Source organism: Paenibacillus sp. HB172176, assembly GCF_011947265.1.
Classification (GTDB): Bacteria; Bacillota; Bacilli; order Paenibacillales; family Paenibacillaceae; genus Pristimantibacillus.
In genome coordinates this window covers 151,813-167,590 of record NZ_JAATHD010000006.1, presented here as the reverse complement: position 1 = coordinate 167,590, position 15,778 = coordinate 151,813, and the positions used below count along the sequence as shown (strand labels likewise).

12 protein-coding genes, 1 tRNA gene and 1 riboswitch are annotated in these 15,778 nt (G+C 48.4%); of the genes, 6 read left to right on the top strand and 7 right to left on the bottom strand.

The features are described from left to right. Positions 1–163: 163 nt before the first annotated feature. Positions 164–3,871, bottom strand: a complete 3,708-nt coding sequence (locus tag HFP08_RS10955) for an LAGLIDADG family homing endonuclease (RefSeq protein ID WP_240941279.1) — start codon at positions 3,869–3,871, stop codon at positions 164–166. Positions 3,872–4,069: 198 nt separating this feature from the next. Between HFP08_RS10955 and HFP08_RS10950 the strand changes: the two genes are divergently transcribed. From HFP08_RS10950 to HFP08_RS10940, 3 genes are all read left to right on the top strand, one after another. Beyond that, complete coding sequence (locus tag HFP08_RS10950; protein WP_168120637.1) at positions 4,070–5,833, top strand: DEAD/DEAH box helicase; 1,764 nt, start codon at positions 4,070–4,072, stop codon at positions 5,831–5,833. Then, a complete protein-coding gene (locus HFP08_RS10945) occupies positions 5,826–6,782 on the top strand; it encodes a YqhG family protein (protein ID WP_168120636.1) in 957 nt (318 codons plus the stop codon). Before HFP08_RS10950 ends, HFP08_RS10945 begins: the two co-directional genes overlap by 8 nt. Positions 6,783–6,897: 115 nt before the next feature. Further along, on the top strand, positions 6,898–7,809 hold the full coding sequence (locus HFP08_RS10940; RefSeq protein ID WP_168120635.1) for a hypothetical protein: 912 nt from the start codon (positions 6,898–6,900) through the stop codon (positions 7,807–7,809). Here HFP08_RS10940 and HFP08_RS10935 read toward each other — a convergent pair. Then, positions 7,800–8,000, bottom strand: coding sequence for a YqzE family protein (locus HFP08_RS10935; protein WP_168120634.1), 201 nt, complete (start codon positions 7,998–8,000; stop codon positions 7,800–7,802). The genes HFP08_RS10940 and HFP08_RS10935 overlap by 10 nt on opposite strands. 147 nt (positions 8,001–8,147) lie before the next feature. On the opposite strand from HFP08_RS10935, the gene HFP08_RS10930 reads away from it, so the two are divergent. Further along, complete coding sequence (locus tag HFP08_RS10930; RefSeq protein ID WP_168120633.1) at positions 8,148–8,870, top strand: N-acetylmuramoyl-L-alanine amidase; 723 nt, start codon at positions 8,148–8,150, stop codon at positions 8,868–8,870. Here the strand turns inward: HFP08_RS10930 and HFP08_RS10925 are convergent. Further along, on the bottom strand, positions 8,835–9,638 hold the full coding sequence (locus HFP08_RS10925; protein ID WP_481856559.1) for a divergent polysaccharide deacetylase family protein: 804 nt from the start codon (positions 9,636–9,638) through the stop codon (positions 8,835–8,837). The two genes, HFP08_RS10930 and HFP08_RS10925, sit on opposite strands and share 36 nt — an antisense overlap. A 252-nt stretch (positions 9,639–9,890) precedes the next feature. Between HFP08_RS10925 and HFP08_RS10920 the strand changes: the two genes are divergently transcribed. Both HFP08_RS10920 and HFP08_RS10915 read left to right on the top strand, forming a co-directional pair. Then, positions 9,891–9,974 (top strand) — tRNA-Leu (locus HFP08_RS10920). A gap of 255 nt (positions 9,975–10,229) precedes the next feature. Then, a complete protein-coding gene (locus HFP08_RS10915; protein ID WP_168120632.1) occupies positions 10,230–11,276 on the top strand; it encodes a hypothetical protein in 1,047 nt (348 codons plus the stop codon). A gap of 291 nt (positions 11,277–11,567) precedes the next feature. On the opposite strand, the gene HFP08_RS10910 is transcribed toward HFP08_RS10915, so the two are convergent. From HFP08_RS10910 to HFP08_RS10895, 4 genes are all read right to left on the bottom strand, one after another. After that, entirely contained in the window at positions 11,568–12,830 is a 1,263-nt protein-coding gene (locus HFP08_RS10910; protein WP_168120631.1) for a tetratricopeptide repeat protein, read from the bottom strand. Positions 12,831–13,109: 279 nt separating this feature from the next. Further along, positions 13,110–13,607, bottom strand: coding sequence for a hypothetical protein (locus HFP08_RS10905; RefSeq protein WP_168120630.1), 498 nt, complete (start codon positions 13,605–13,607; stop codon positions 13,110–13,112). 59 nt (positions 13,608–13,666) lie between these two features. Next, positions 13,667–14,362, bottom strand: coding sequence for an outer membrane protein assembly factor BamD (locus HFP08_RS10900; RefSeq protein ID WP_168120629.1), 696 nt, complete (start codon positions 14,360–14,362; stop codon positions 13,667–13,669). Positions 14,363–14,755: 393 nt separating this feature from the next. Beyond that, positions 14,756–14,840: riboswitch (cyclic di-GMP riboswitch) on the top strand. Positions 14,841–14,925: 85 nt separating this feature from the next. Next, the gene (locus tag HFP08_RS10895; RefSeq protein WP_168120628.1) at positions 14,926–15,627 is read right to left on the bottom strand and encodes an HD-GYP domain-containing protein; all 702 of its coding nucleotides are present in this window, start codon (positions 15,625–15,627) and stop codon (positions 14,926–14,928) included. Between the last annotated feature and the right edge of the window lie 151 nt (positions 15,628–15,778).

Genomic DNA, 15,778 nt, shown 5'->3' with positions numbered 1-15,778 from the left:
TTCGATGGATCCAAGTGTTGAACCAATCATATCTCTGTTTCTCTTCCTATGCTGTGAGATTTTTAACAATCCTTCATTTCTCCTCAAAAAAAGGACACCCTGTACGCGCAGGGCATCCCGTGTTGGCCTTCAATTAGTCTTGGCATGAATTGCTCAACGTTCATTAACATTTGCTGAAGCCGCACACACTGCAGCTCTTGCAGCCTTCATGATGGATAAGCGCCGCCGAGCCGCAGGAAGGGCAGAGATCAATTTCGTTATTTCCAAAGCTATTCGCATCAACTCGGGCAACAAGCTGCGATGGATCTTCTGTAGCTTCCGCATGCGCATTCCCCTGATGCATCTCCAGCGCCTTCGCCACCGCATCCGCAATCGATTCCACGCGAGCCGCGCCGAAGCCGATAGCGCCTGATCCGCCGATGCCCTTCAAATGCTTAATCAAGAGCTGAACCTTGTTGCCATGATCCCCGTATCGCAGAAACAGCGAGCATACCCTGCCGAGCGCTTCGGCCATAGCGAATACATCGGAGCCGGCTTTGCCGACATTCAGGAAGATTTCCGCGGGAGAGCCGTCAAGATTGTTGATGGTAATATAAGCCATGCCGAATGGCGAGTTAATCTTATACGTGGCGCCTGTCAACACCTGAGGGCGGCGTTTGTATTGCTTGTCGAGGGCGGCCGTCTTCTCGGGTGCTGACTGGCTCTGCGGGCCCTGCGGGTTCGAGCTCTGTGGGCTTCGCTGAGCTTGCTGGAACGCAGCCTCGACTGTAGCATCCGCGTCTACCGTCTGCTGAGACTGCGACTGCGCCGGCTGATCCGCTTCCTTCTGCGAAGCCGTCGAGAGCACCTGCACATCCCGACTTCCGTCGCGGTAGATCGTCACGCCCTTGCAGCCTAGCTCATAAGCGAGCTGGTACAGCCGCTTCGTATCCTCCACCGTGAAGTCCGCCGGACAATTCGCCGTCTTCGATATTGAGCTGTCGACCCAGCGCTGAATCGCCGCTTGCACGCGAATATGATCCTCAGCGGACAAGCTCATCGCCGTTACAAAATAATCAGGCAACGCTTCTCCGGGATGCTCATCCTTCCATTCCTGCGCGATCGGGACAAGCTGCTGATCCAGCCCAAGCCTGCTCTGCCGGAAGTATTCGAAAGCAAAGTACGGCTCGATTCCGGTAGATGTGCCGACCATCGTTCCCGTGCTGCCTGTCGGAGCCTGCGTAATGACCGTCACATTCCGCATGCCTTGCCGCCTGATCGCATCGCCAACCTCGGGATAAGCAGCGACAAGCTCCTTCATGAAGCCGCTTTGCAAATACGGCTCCGCATCGAAGGCAGGAAACGAACCCTTCTCCGCAGCCAGCTCGGAGGAAGCCAGGTATGCCTCCTTCGCCATGAAGCTATAGAGCTTCTCGAGGAAGGAGAGGGATTTCTCACCGCCGTATTTGACGCCGAGCTTGATCATCAGCTCGGCGAGTCCCATCGTGCCGAGGCCGATGCGGCGCTCGCGCTTTTGGTTCGCTTCATTTTCGGGAAAATGGTAGGGCGTCTTGTCAATGACATTGTCCAGGAAGCGCACGGACCAGCGCGTGACCCTCCCTAACTCCTCCCAATCCACATCATGCGTTGTCTCGTCGTAGAATCTGGACAGATTCACGGCCGACAGATTGCACACGCCCCAACTTGGCAGTCCTTGTTCTCCACAATTATGGGCGACGATTCCGCCTGCGATTAAGGAGTTTGTGACCGGCTCATGGATATCATAAACATCGGTTTCTTCGCCTTCAACGATATTTATTACCTTCGATTTGAACTTTTCACTTTTACGCGATGGTCTTGCTATGCGTTCAAGTGCTTCTTGTTTTCTGCTGATAAATTGGAAGCCAATTTCTTCTTTGAACAATAATATGTTGTTGCCGCTCAGGATGAGTTCAAAGAAAGGCAAGCTTTTATAATGCCTCATTTCTCCATCGTTTGTCTCATATTGGAAGTTCTGTTGGTTCTTTTTGCTTCGTAGATAGATACGTCCATGAATGCCATAATTAAGCAGTAATAGCTGCACATCCTGCAATAGTTTGAAAGAAGATGAAGTTAGTCGTACAGTTCGATGCATGTCATCATTCTCATAGACGGTTCCGTCAGCACTGAATAAAGCTTGAAGGAAACCGGTAATCGTTTCTTTTGCTGCAATGAATATGCAATGCGGCACTTCTTTACGAGATGCAGTTACAGCTTTAATCCCTAGTGATTGGAGCTTTTCACGAAAACCTTTTCTCCACCAATAAAGCTGCATTGTTCCGTTCGTACGAGTAAACAACTTCGCTTCGGCGCCGCTGAATTTTTTGCCGGCTTTGATGATTTGAGGAATGATTTCTTGATCATCTTTGCCGAACACCATCCCGATATCACCACGCTTGGACAACCAGCCGTCGCCAATAAGCCAGCCAAGGAACATTCCCCAATCAGCCCCAAGATCATCTTGCTTTGCGAACAAACCTTTCCCGGATTGCACATAGACCGAATCATTAGAGGTGAGTTGCCCAGCTTCTATCCAGCCGCGATCGGTATAAATACGGTGATCTGGAGTAACCTGCAACTCCATTCCGCTTGCAAGTGAAATTTTCAACGTTTTCTTTACGCCGGTATACATCACGCTTCCGCTTCGAATCGTTAAGCCCGCAGTTTCATAATTTCTTCCATTCACTACTTGCGCAGCTTCTGTAAGACGATTATCCGTAACAAGCTGAAAACGTTCATGGCTAACCTTCTTATATAAATCACCTATCTTCATAAGTCCAAATTCAGTAGCGATTCTCGTATCTTTATGAAAGCACGGATTAGTACTCACCACTTTGTTGAAATACCAGCTGTTCGACATTTTGTTATAGCGCTCCATGAAGACAACGCCAGGCTCGGCGGACTTCCAAGCGGATTCGATAATGCTGTGCCACACATCGCGCGCTCGAACCTTTTGATAGGTAACAACCCGCTTGCCCAGCCGCTTCCATTCTTCCAGATCGCCGCTCCAAAGCTCGTCGTAGCCCGCTTCCTTCGTATCGGGGAATACAAGCTCCCACTCCAGGTCATGCTTCACCGCATGCATGAAGGAATCGCTGACGCACACGGACAGATTCGCATTCGTCACCTCGCCCATCTTCTGCTTCACCGTAATGAATTCCAACACATCCGGATGCCAGTCATTTAGCATCAACATTAAAGCTCCCCTTCGGCTTCCACCCTGCTCAATAAGCCCCGTCGTATAGCTGAACAGACCGCCCCAGGACACAGAGCCGCTCGATGTTCCGTTCACGCCGGCAACGATCGACCTGCGAGGTCTGAGCGAGGACAAATTCATGCCGACGCCGCCCCCGCGGGCCATAATCTCCGTCATATCGTTCAGCGTGTTCATGATGCCGCCGCGGCTGTCCTTCGGCGACGGCACGACATAGCAATTGAACAGCGTCAGCTCGTCGCTCGCCCCCGCACCGGCTGCAATGCGGCCTCCCGGCACAAGCTTCCAATCATTCAGAATGGCGCGGAATCGCGTTTCCCATTCAGCCTGCCCCGCAGGGGTCGGCTCAACGGAAGCCATCGCCGACGCCAAACGGTCCCACAGCTCCTCCGGTGAATGCTCCATGACAAGCGTCAGCTTGCTGATCGGGGATTCAATCAACTCGCCGCTTCGCAATCGAACCTCGGCTATGTCTCCCGATCGACTCGTCACTTCCCCGACTTCCTTCGCGGGAAATTTGGCATCGTCCTTCATCAGTACCAACACGATGTCGCCTGGTCCAGCGCTGGATGCATCCTCTTGTTTCCGAGCGTACCGATCCAGGAATATCTTCTCGCTTAAGCCTTCGAGCTTCGCCATTTCTATCGCCTCCTGCCGTATTTCCATTCTGTTTCAAGATTATCCACCTCTGCACAAATCCAATATATTGTATGTTAACTAATTATAACATACTACATATTGATATTCATCCCATTTCATGCCTGCTCTTATTATTATGGCTTAATACGGCAATACTAATGACAACTTAACTCCGTCATGCGAAAAGGAGCGCGATCCATGATTACGAACCATCAGCTTCATCCGCTCGTCGATCTGAAATTCGACCGTTCTTGGTTCGACGAGCTGCAGCTCCGATTGTCCCGGGGCGGACCATGGGATGATTGGACGCTCTATCAGCTTGCCATGGAAGCCGAGGCTTCCAAGCTGGTTGAAAGCTTTGAAGAGCTGCAATGCCTGCGCTCTCTTCCCGAATTCGAGCCGATGCCGCATCAGATCGGAACGGCAAGCAAGGTGCTTCATGAGATGGGGGGCCGGGCGATTCTTGCAGACGAGGTCGGTCTTGGCAAAACGATAGAAGCCGGACTCGTATTGAAAGAATATCTCGTCCGAGGACTCGTGAAGCGGGCTCTAATACTCGTTCCCGCCTCCCTCGTGCTGCAATGGGTGCGGGAGCTGAATCAGAAATTCGGCATTTCCGCCGTCGCCCAGCGCAAGGCGCATACCTGGGGCAGCGATATTGTCGTCGCTTCCATCGATACGGCCAAACGTGAGCCTCATCGCGAGCTTGTGCTGGGAACGGATTATGATCTGATCATCATCGACGAGGCGCATAAGCTGAAGAACAAGAAGACGACCAACTATCAATTCGCGACGCTGCTTCGGAAGAAATATTGCTTGCTGCTGACAGCCACGCCGATTCAGAATGATCTCGACGAGCTGTTCAATTTGATCACGCTGCTCAAGCCGGGACAATTGGGCGGTCAAAGCGAGTTTGCCGCCAACTTCGTGGTCGACAAGCGTCTCCCGAAGAACGAGGATCAACTGCAAGAGGCGCTGTCCTCGGTCATGATCCGCAATCGCCGAGGAGACGGCGGCATCCATTTCACCAAACGATTTGTGAAAAATATTCCGTTGCAGCTCTCTCCCGAGGAGAAGGCGCTGTATGACGCCGTCACTGGCTTCGTCCGCGAGCGTTACGACGAAAGCGGCGGCGATATGACGAGCATGCTGTCTCTCGTGACGCTGCAGAGAGAGGTTTGCAGCAGCAGGGACGCGGTGTTCCTGACGCTCGTCAACCTGTTCAAGAAGACAGCCGAGGATTCCCCGCTTCGCCCGAAGATATGGGCGCTTGTCGACAAAATCAAAGGCATTCAAGCCAATACCAAGGCCGAAAAAGCAATGGAGCTTGTGAAGGAAATGAACGAGAAGGTCATTATCTTCACAGAATATCGGGCAACCCAGGAATATTTGCTGCAATTTTTCCGAGAGCAGAATATGATTGCCGTTCCCTACCGCGGCGGCATGAACCGCGGCAAGAAGGATTGGATGATGGACCTGTTTCGCGGACGGGCTCAGGTGCTCATCGCCACGGAAGCTGGCGGCGAAGGCATCAATCTGCAATTCTGCCACCATATGATCAACTTCGATCTGCCCTGGAATCCGATGCGTGTCGAGCAGAGAATCGGACGCGTGCATCGCCTCGGTCAGACGGAGGATGTGCGAATCTACAATTTGTGCACGCTGGGTACAATCGAGGAGCATATCGTCAATCTGCTGCATGAGAAAATTAATCTGTTCGAGCTTGTCATCGGCCAGCTCGATCATATTCTGGAGAAGCTGGACGGCGGCGAATCGATCGAGCAGCGGCTGGCTAAGGCGCTGCTGGAATCCGGCGGCGACGAGCGACAGCTGCAGCAATCGATCGGGCAGCTCGGCAGCACGCTTTCGCAGGCTCGCAACGAGATGGGCTATTCGCCCGGGCCGGACCTGCTTATCCATACCGACAAACTAGGTCGAACGGTGGAGGCGCCTCATGAATGAGAAGCAAATTCATAAATATGTGAATCGTTATCTGGAAGCAACCGACTGCTCCATCATCGAGAAATCGCCGGCACATTTTACGGTCAAGCTGTCTCCTGACGCCGACCGCGAGCTGACGAATCGTCCCTACTATTGGAGCTTTGTCGATAGGGTTGGCGCAGAGCCTGAGACAATGACCTTCCTCTTCGTGACGGATAAACCCAAATATGAAGCATTCACGTCTCAGCCCGAGCCTCGCAGACAAGAACATCAACAGTCCTCCGAGGAGAAGCTGAACGCTGCCGGGGATGCGGCGCTTGCCCGCTCCTTCGGCTTCGTGAACAGCACGCTGGCCGCCTCTGCTCGAATTCCCCGTGAGGATTTGTATTTCGGCTCGCGCAGACTCGAACAGTTGTTCTCCGCAGCCAGGGCGAAGGGCAGCTTCGTCTATCTGTTTCAGGAGCCGGATCGACGGGGGCATAATCCGTTCACTTCAACGCCTTACACAGCATGGTTAGGCGTCAATATGCGAGTGGAATTCGCCAGCGACCGCAAGCGCGAGGAGCTTCACAGCTTTGGCGTGTCTCTCGTTACCGGACACTGCGTCGATAACTTCCATGAACGGCTTCTCGGCATGAAGCTGACTCCTCGCCTGCCTGCCAATGTGCATTTGGCGAAAAACGGCATAACGCATAACAAGGCGCTCAGCATAGTCGAGCAGACGCTAGAACGGAAGCTGAAGGGCTACGATTATAGCTGGGCGGAAGGCGCCTCGGCAAGACTTCAAGATGAGCTGCGCCGAATCGAGTCTTACTATCAGCCGTTGCTGGAGCATGCTTCCGAGGAGAACAAGGCTTCAGCAGAGGAGCAATTCAAGCAGCGACAAGCGGAGATCAGATGGCAGTATGAGCCGAGAGTGACGGCTTCCGCCATTAATTGCGGCATCTTCCATCTGGAAGGCATTGATTAAGCTCGAGAATTAGGATTTGGAAGAGGATTAAGGCGGTTCTTCTCTGCCATTCAGCGACAGGTTGCAACAGCCTTCTTGCAGCTTGTCCGCTACAATGAGAGCTGAGGTGATGACGATGAGGAGACAAACAGCACGGGCGATAACAATCGCGCTGTTGACGGCAGCGCTAGTAATGGGATCAACCGGCATGGGGCATACGAAGGCAAATGCCGCTCCTGCCGAGCAGTCAACGGACGCGTCGATAAAGGCGTATGCAGGGCAACTCCGGGACAAGCTTTCTCAGGCGCAAGGCTACGAAAGCTGGAAGCAAGCCGATACTTCAATTTCCGCGCTGGGGCCCGGTACGCATACCTGGCTCGTTTTGCTCAAGAAGGAAGGAGCTTCAGTCGGCTACATGATCATACATGCGGTGGAGGCAGGAAGTTATGAGCTTGGAGAATACGGCATCGGCCCCTATCCTCCCTATCAGTCCCGATCGCTTCGGAATACGTTGCTTCAGCTTGAGCTTAGCGCCAATCCTTATCGCGCCGAGCGAATCTATCTAAGCCCTCTCCAGACGATCTGGCAAATTACCAGTAACGGAATTTCCTATTATGGTGACGCATTCTCCGGAGAAGCTCTGCCTGTGACAGCAGCGGATTACAAAGCGCAGGATGAACAGATCGATTCCGATTGGTTAAACAGCAAAAAACAAGGACTGCTCGCAGTCCCTGCTTCTCTTTCCCAACAAATAAAACAGCCGTTCTTCGATCCCTATTTTCGATTTCCATGGTTGACCAAACCGCCGCTTGAAATCGACAGCCTTGAAGATTCAAAACTGATCGATGCTATAACTTCCGTCAAAAGCAAGCCTCTGTTCACGACCAACGCCTTTGACGGAAAAGCGCGTTTTGTCTGGTCCGTTGTCGGCTTTGACCGATTCGAGACAGGCGAACTATATATTGCGCTGGACGCCGACGGAAGCGGCACCAATCTGCGTTACATCCCTTACGGGACGCTTGCCGCTTTGGGCAGCTTCTATCTTTGACGATTCATTGTGCGGCCTCTCCACCAGATAAACAGCGAAATCGGACCCAAGCCGAACCAGCGCGTCAGCCAAGGCTCTCTGCTTGCTTTGGCTGATGTGCGATTTTCTTTTCTCACCTGCGGAGGGGTCTCGATATATCGAACGAATTGCTGCGTCGCGAATTTGACGAGTTCATCTCCCTTAATCGCCATTTGGCTCACCTCCTTTAATTCCTCATGGTATAAGCTTTCCCCAAACTTTTTGGAGATAATCATGTATGAGTTTTCCTTCGAACAGCCACTCTATACCCTATTGGACCATCTTAGCTTTCTCAAAAGACAACAGGAGGCTGTTAACTCATGATTCGACTCCTATTCGCAACCGTCGCTATCGCGGCAATCGTCATTGCCGGCCATTCCAACAACTTGGCCGCAGGCTATGAGCCGGATGACAATGATAACGGTCAACAGCTTCAGGAGCATCAGAACTGGATACTTCCCCATACGGCGATCATTATTGATGTAGGACACGGCGGCATTGATGGAGGAGCATCCTCAGGCGATACCCTGGAGAAGGATATTAACCTTGCAATAGCCAAGAAGGTTTATATGCTGCTGCGCAGCCAAGGCATTGTCGCCATTATGAATCGAACGAACGATTACGCGCTTAGCGACGACAATCGATGGCATCAATCTGCTTCCAGACATCGCAGGGATCTCTCGCAGCGCAGGCAATTGACCGAGGAGATCGGCAATGAGCTCTTGATCAGTCTGCATGTCAACTGGACGCGAAACAGCGCGAAGCACGGCCCCGTCGTCCTGCATCAGCAATCGGGAGAGAGCGCCTTGCTCGCCTTTTGCCTGCAGGATGCGCTCAATCGGCAGCAACATACCCGTTTTTTCCCGAGGGAGGGCAAGCCCTTCTATTTGCTTCGCCGCGTGGACCAGCCTTCCGTCATTGTCGAAATGGGCTTCATCAGCAATGAGAAGGATCGCAATATGCTGACGGATCCGCGAAGCCAGCAGGATGTAGCGGAAGCCATCGTATCAGGGATTTGGCAATACAAGTGGATCTCCCATTGATTGCCGCACCATGTCAGACAGCCTCACGAATGAAGCCTTGGACTTCATAGACGGAATATTCTGCTTTAAAGCAGCAGATGTGATCATACCGGGAGGACCTACATGGCCAATCGAGATCGATTGATCATGCTCATCTATATGCTTCTTGAGCAATTCGACCTGCTTGGAAACATGCGATGCCGTATAGACATCATCGAGGAATACATTGTTGGACAAATAAGGCACGCCGAGCTCATCCGCGATTTTGGGTATGACGGTTTTGAAGGTTGTACGACTATCGAGGAAAAACATGCCATGCTCCTTGCATACCTTAAGCACAATGCGCATTACCCGTTCATCCGCCGTCACCTTGGAGCCCATATGATTATTCATGCCGATCGCGTACGGGACATTGGCGATGGCATCCTCGACACGGTTCCGAATTTCCTCATCATTCAAGTCAACCGTCAATGCGCCCGGACCGAGCCAGGACTTCAAGCCTTTGTTCGGCTCCATCGGCATATGCACGATGATGTCGTGTCCCAGCTTATGCACCGCTTCCGCGTCTTTCTGTGTCGTGGGCATGAAGGGCATAATCGCCGCGGTGAAAGCGATCGGGAGCTTCAGCATTTCTTCCGTGCCTTTCATGCCATTGCCGAAATCATCAATAACGATAGCAATGGTTCTTGGCGTCTCCGACTCGGCGGCATGGACAGAGAAATCCACGAAACCCTTCTGTACAGGTGTTGTTAGAAACATGCAGAGCAGCGCAACAAAAGCCATCCTTATTATTTTCCCTAAGGATCCTTTACCCATCATCAGCACTTCCTTCTTCGTGGAGATATTCAATCCAATGCAAGTTATACAAAATGCGACCACTCGCTGTAGGTTTCCAGTCGCAAATTACTTTTCCACAAAATCTCAAATATTATGTACATCTCTTCTCCCTCCTTTTTTGAATAGGCTGAAAATTTAAACTTTAAATGAGGCATTGACTTGACCTATTCCCGCATGCTATTATAAGTTTCGTTACCACGACATGCGGTCGTGGCGGAATTGGCAGACGCGCTAGATTCAGGTTCTAGTGGTGTAACAACCGTGGAGGTTCGAGTCCTCTCGACCGCATTACTTCGACAATCAAGATCTTGAATGCCTCCCTAAGAGGAACATTCAAGATCTTTTTTCTTGCCCGAAATTTGTAGTGCATTACGTATATTCTACGCCGACGAAATGTTGGAACTTTAGTCCAGATGAGGGCGCATAAATGTTATCAGGATTTGATCTGGGGAAATTTCATCATTTTGTTAGAGCTTCCATCCGAGGAGATGGGAGCGGCGGGTTATAATGGGGTTGGGTGCATTCAAAAAGGAGGACTCCGCTATGACAAATGTTACGAAGCAACGCTACGGACTTTGGTTCCTGATGATGATGACTATTTTTCTGATCGACACCACGCTCGTTCGTACGGTGCCGTCGACCGAAAACAACCGCATCCTCGCCTATGCCGTCATCTTCGACTTCGCGCTTGTTATTCCTCTTCTATATTGGTGGTTGATTGCCCGGCGCAAAGCCAAGCCGGTCTGGAAGGCGGCCCCGTTCACGGCCCTTGGCGCGGTGGCCGCTTGGCTGGCGCTGCCTGTTACGTTGAAGAATCTGGCGTTTGCAGTGATGTGGCCGGTCGAACTGTTGATCGTCGCACTCGAGGTTGTGTTCATTGGCTTCGAAATACGAATTCTTTACCGATTCATAGGCAGCTTGCGGCGCGTGAGGAGAATAGAGCCAGAAGCGAGCGAAGCTCTTCGCATAGCGATCCGGGAGCAATTCGGCAATTCCAGATTGGCAGCTCTCGCCATGCATGACGCGAGTCTGATCCATTTTCTCCTCTTCTCCTGGAAGCGCCAGGCGAAGACGAAGACGGCGGAACCGGTTTATACGTATCACCGCAAAACTTCGCTCATTCTCTATGCGGGCATTATCACTCATGTGCTCGTGTTCGAGGCTGTCATTCTTCATCTGCTCGTTAGCATGTGGTCACCCTGGGCCGCCTGGGCGCTGACTGCGTTGGATGTCTGGCTTCTCGCCCTGATCTGGGCGGACTGCCGTGCATCAGTGCTTCGTCCAATTAGGCTTGGAGGGCATACGCTCCGAATTCGATATGGTCTTCGTATTCAAATGGATGTTCCGCTCGAAGCGGTCGCGGAGATCACTTCGAATTCCACGTTCGAGCCTGACACCGCCGAACAGAAGAGCTTCGCGCTGCCAATCCTGGGCACGCCAAATGTGCGTATAGAGTTCCACCGCCCTCTCCCGGTAAATGGCTTCCTATTTCTGCCTCGCAAGGTAGAGGGTGTTTATCTAGTGATGGACGATCCGCAGGCGTTCGTAGGGGACGTGAGAGCGGCATTGGAAACTGTGAGTCGCGATTAATCGAGCATCAAAAATCGAGTAGGCCTTTGCCCATGCGCATAGCCTGCTCGATTTTATTTGCAAAAAATACGAAAGAGAAAAGATGTTCCACTCACTTCAACAGTCAAAGGCTTCATGTTACATTTGCAAGAAAAGGCTCGAAGAAATTGAAGTCTGCACGATGAAACAAAACCCCATCAAGAAAATTAATTTCGCCAAAGAAGACATCAATATTCAGCCATTTGTCATCTTATTTTGTCTATTTGGAAAATTGGGTAAAGAAAAACCGCCGAGAGTGGCGGTAACGAAAGACTAATTCTGAATAGTACTGACTAATCCATCATCAAAGTATATATACCCCTTTTTATCATAAACCCATTGTTCACTTGTTCCATACTCCGTAGTCGTCTTATTGATATCATTGGGTTTACCCCAATTAGAATCAAGAACCTCTTGTTTTGTCATTCCTATTTTCGGAGAAGGTTTTTCTTCAGGAACATTAACCCCTATCCCTTTTTTATAATAGATAGAGTCTCCATTATTTTCGTATAGTTTACCGTTTTTAATTATATATGTATCATAATTGGTTGACAGTTGATTTCCTTCTTGCTCTGTATCAAATTCATATACGGACGTGTCGGGATGATTTGGAAAATGGACTGACCACACACTCCAACCATTAAAGATTTTTTGCGAAAATCCGTATTTATCCTCCCACGTTCCCACAAACTCTAACATGATGTTGTTTTTTTCGATATATTTTGCAGATTCTTTATACTCAGGTTTGCTTTCAAAAAAAATCTTAGAAGAACTAAAATCCCCAATATTATATAAATTTATTGCATGTTCATAACGTGCCTGTATCAGTAAGTTATTAGTTTCCTCATTCATAGGCGAAGTTTGATTCAAAATATCTATAGCGTTCTTGTATTCGTGATTGTCAAAATATTGTTTCCCTAAATGATACCTCGTTTCTGCCAATAAACTATTTCTATCTTTAGATTCTTGCATATCAAGTAACAATTCATAAGATTTATTATACTGTTTAGCTGTAACATACACTTTACTCTGTAGGAACTTTACATTTTCTAATAATGTGGCGACATTATTATAGTCACCGAGACTCTTCAATATATCGATTGCTTCTATATATTTCTGTTGCTCAATCTTAAATTCTGCAAGTTTGAATTTGCTTTCCAAAACCAATTCTGATGAATCTTTATAATTTTCCAATTGAGTAAATATATTAATAGCATCTTCAAACTCTCGGTCTTCTAATAAACTCTTTGCTTCACTATATTCATAATAAGGCACTAAAACCCTGTATCCCAATATCGAAATAATCAATAACAGAGTAATAGAAGAAACGACTAATATTGTTTTTTTTCCAAATGGGCTGCTCATTACCTTAGTTCCTGTAACTATTGATGGCTGAACACTGTTTTTTTGAATAGATAATTTATTGTGTGTAACTTTCGAACCACAAAAGTTACAAAATGCGCTTAGCTCAGCAATTTCTTTTTTACAATCCTCACAAAGCATAAACATTTCCCCTGTACCCAGACTTTCCATCATATTACCACATATCGGCATTTTGGGTCTAGGGAATCAGTTGAAATATTAGTTTAGTGGTCTCAACGTCCTATTCAATTTGCTTTTCAATTTTATATTTTAATGTGTAAGCCAGTATGCTCCACCTCCTCATTTTCGCTGAGTTTTGGGCCAGCGTCTGCAGCGGTGGCGATATAAATCGATATATCAAAGCCTGCCAGACGCAAAATGCGTTTGACTTGGTCGTCCACATGCGCAGACAGCCCCCGCACGGTTCTTGCCATTCATCGAGAGGTGAATGACTTAAATCGTTTTGAGCAGCGCCAGCAGCATCTCACCCGTTGGAGTAAAGCTTTTTCGATTGCCGGGCAGGATTAGCGGTTCCTTTTCCCGCTTCATCTGCTCGCGTACGCGCCACTCCAGCAGCCCATAGATAAGGAGCGCCATGACAAACACAACCCCAAGCGCTTCGACCCGGCGCGGTTGCTTGACATACATGGCCTCCAGAATGACGGGATCTTTGAGCAAGCGAAACCGTGTCTCGGCTGCCGCTTGTCCTTTGTAAGTCTGTAGGACACGGGCACTATCCCACGCTTCGCTCTGGGCGTGGTCGGTCACGAGTACGAACAACCCTTGCTTCTGCACTTGCATCAGCAGCGCCTCTTCGTCATACCGGATCTCGCCAGCGATGATGATGAGGTCTTTGAATCCGAATTCGTCGCACAGCGCGGCGATTAATTGACTCGGCACCGCCGAGATCGATACCATATCTTCAAATTGCATGCGAAATGACGGGTGCATCCTTTTATTATGGTTTTGGGGTAAAGAAAAACCGCCATGGATTAGCGGTTGAAATGATTCTATTTTACAGAACTCGGTATTTTAACATTTAATATATGATTTACATAATCATCAATAGCGCCTATTGTACTATCTTTAGTCATTGAATCAAGTGCATTCATGGTATCAAGAAAAGCGCCAAGTTCACCACCAAAATTTCCTTTTATTTCAATATCTTTTTTCCTAGCCACATCAGATGATTTTGCAAAATCTTGATCATATTGAAGTTTAAGTAAACTATAAAATACTTGATGCTGTACTTGAATTTCCTCTACATACTTTGACAATTCATTATCACCCTCCGCAGTCATATCTTTAATTGTTCCAGTGACTCCTTTCAGGTCTTCTAGAATATAATATAAATCAATAAAATTAATTTCATCTTTAGGCTTTGCAAGTTTCACTCTCTGAATATCTTGTAAAACTGGGATGAAACTCATAATTTCTGCATTAGTCTTTTCTTCGTATGCTTTCTTTCGTTTCCAAATTGATTGTTTGGTTTTGATATCAAATAATTCTTTCCGAGAAACTTTATCGTCTTTGATGCTTATTATTTGCTCATATTTTTCTATAGCTTCCTCGTATTGATTCTGCTTGACCATGACATTTGCTTCAGTTTTTAATTGATCAATTTTCTTTTCTTTATTACCAAAGCATCCAGTCAACAAAATCAAAAATCCAATCAAAACCACAAGTATTAATATCCCTTTTTTCACCGTTACATTCCCCCAATTCAAATTTTCATTAGTCATGGTATCATAAATATAAAATTAGTTCTATCGAACTATGTCGAAATGAGAAATAAAATGGGTTAATGGTCTAAAAGTTGTAGAAAAGTGAAGTATAAGCACCCTTGACGGAGCTCTAATTCAACTTAAGGGAACTATACATGGCCGTTTGAAGCGCGTGAAGAGCATAGAGCCGGTGCTCAACAACTTTTAGCTCTATCGAGTCATATTCCTTAGGCTCAGTACTGGATATACTGATGCAAGCAGATATGAACCAAAAGACCCTGATCATAAGTATTGAAACCGCGTCGCTATATAGGTATAATGAACCTGTTATCCCCATTCAAGCATCATGATTCACAGAATATATGGAAGAAACGATATGGACAAAGGCAAACCCGCTCGAAAGACGGGGACGCAAAGCTTCAGGTCTAAGGGAGATTCCTATGGCAGCTGGGCTGCCGAAATGACCGGATTCTTAGCCGCTTACGCGGGTATGTCAAAGACCGTTCCTGATTTCGGGGAACGGTCTTTTTGCGAGCTTCAAGTAATCAGTTCATGTCTACGATAACTAATTCAAGATGGGCTTTCAAATCGATCTCATAAGGCGCCTCTACGATGCTCCCATCGCTTTCCCGGATTACTTTGACGACTGGACGCTGCACGAAGGAGGAATTGACGGATGCAATAATTGCATGCTGCCCGCTGTTGAGCCTCACCTCGCTCCCAATTGGATAAATGGAAATATGGTTGACGAATAGTTTGACCAGCGACAAATCGAACAAGCGGTTCCCAGAACCGAGCAGCAGTTCTACGGCATCGCCGCGAGAATAGGAGTCTCGATGGTAGCGCTCGGACACCAGCGCATCATACATATCTGCGATCGCGATAATTTTAGCGAATTCATGAATCTTCCTGGATGTCATTCGGGAGGGGTAACCGGACCCGTCATACCTCTCATGATGCTGTAAAGCCGCAATAGCCGCCGTTTTCGGAATATCGGATCGATTGGCAAGCATTTTATAGCCTTCAATGGTATGTTGTTCTATTCGGTCCCTTTCAATCGATGTAATTCTGCTTCTCTTTCTTACAAGCTCGTTTGGCAAATCAAGCATGCCAATATCGAATAATAACGATGCAACGATTAATTCGTATAATTGTTGATGATTGTAGGTTTTAGCGAAGCCAATAATGGAAGCCAGCATGGCGACATTAATTGTGTGCTGGAATAAAAATGGGTCCTTCATATGCATTTCAGCCAAACTCTTCTTAATAAACACATGTCGGGATATATCTTTAATAATGTCTTGATAGCGTTGAGCAAAGCGATTGTCCCCTGTCTGCGATGGAAAGCTTTGTCTAATAAATGGATTTTTTTGCATTCTCAACAAGGTTTTGTCGACG

What these genes read in the sequence shown, in the direction of transcription:
- HFP08_RS10955 (WP_240941279.1), bottom strand. Translation starts at nt 3,871, where the DNA reads ATGGCGAAGCTCGAAGGCTTAAGCGAGAAGATATTCCTGGATCGGTAC.
- HFP08_RS10950 (WP_168120637.1), top strand. Translation starts at nt 4,070, where the DNA reads ATGATTACGAACCATCAGCTTCATCCGCTCGTCGATCTGAAATTCGAC.
- HFP08_RS10945 (WP_168120636.1), top strand. Translation starts at nt 5,826, where the DNA reads ATGAATGAGAAGCAAATTCATAAATATGTGAATCGTTATCTGGAAGCA.
- HFP08_RS10940 (WP_168120635.1), top strand. Translation starts at nt 6,898, where the DNA reads ATGAGGAGACAAACAGCACGGGCGATAACAATCGCGCTGTTGACGGCA.
- HFP08_RS10935 (WP_168120634.1), bottom strand. Translation starts at nt 8,000, where the DNA reads ATGGCGATTAAGGGAGATGAACTCGTCAAATTCGCGACGCAGCAATTC.
- HFP08_RS10930 (WP_168120633.1), top strand. Translation starts at nt 8,148, where the DNA reads ATGATTCGACTCCTATTCGCAACCGTCGCTATCGCGGCAATCGTCATT.
- HFP08_RS10915 (WP_168120632.1), top strand. Translation starts at nt 10,230, where the DNA reads ATGACAAATGTTACGAAGCAACGCTACGGACTTTGGTTCCTGATGATG.
- HFP08_RS10910 (WP_168120631.1), bottom strand. Translation starts at nt 12,830, where the DNA reads ATGATGGAAAGTCTGGGTACAGGGGAAATGTTTATGCTTTGTGAGGAT.
- HFP08_RS10905 (WP_168120630.1), bottom strand. Translation starts at nt 13,607, where the DNA reads ATGCACCCGTCATTTCGCATGCAATTTGAAGATATGGTATCGATCTCG.
- HFP08_RS10895 (WP_168120628.1), bottom strand. Translation starts at nt 15,627, where the DNA reads ATGCATATGAAGGACCCATTTTTATTCCAGCACACAATTAATGTCGCC.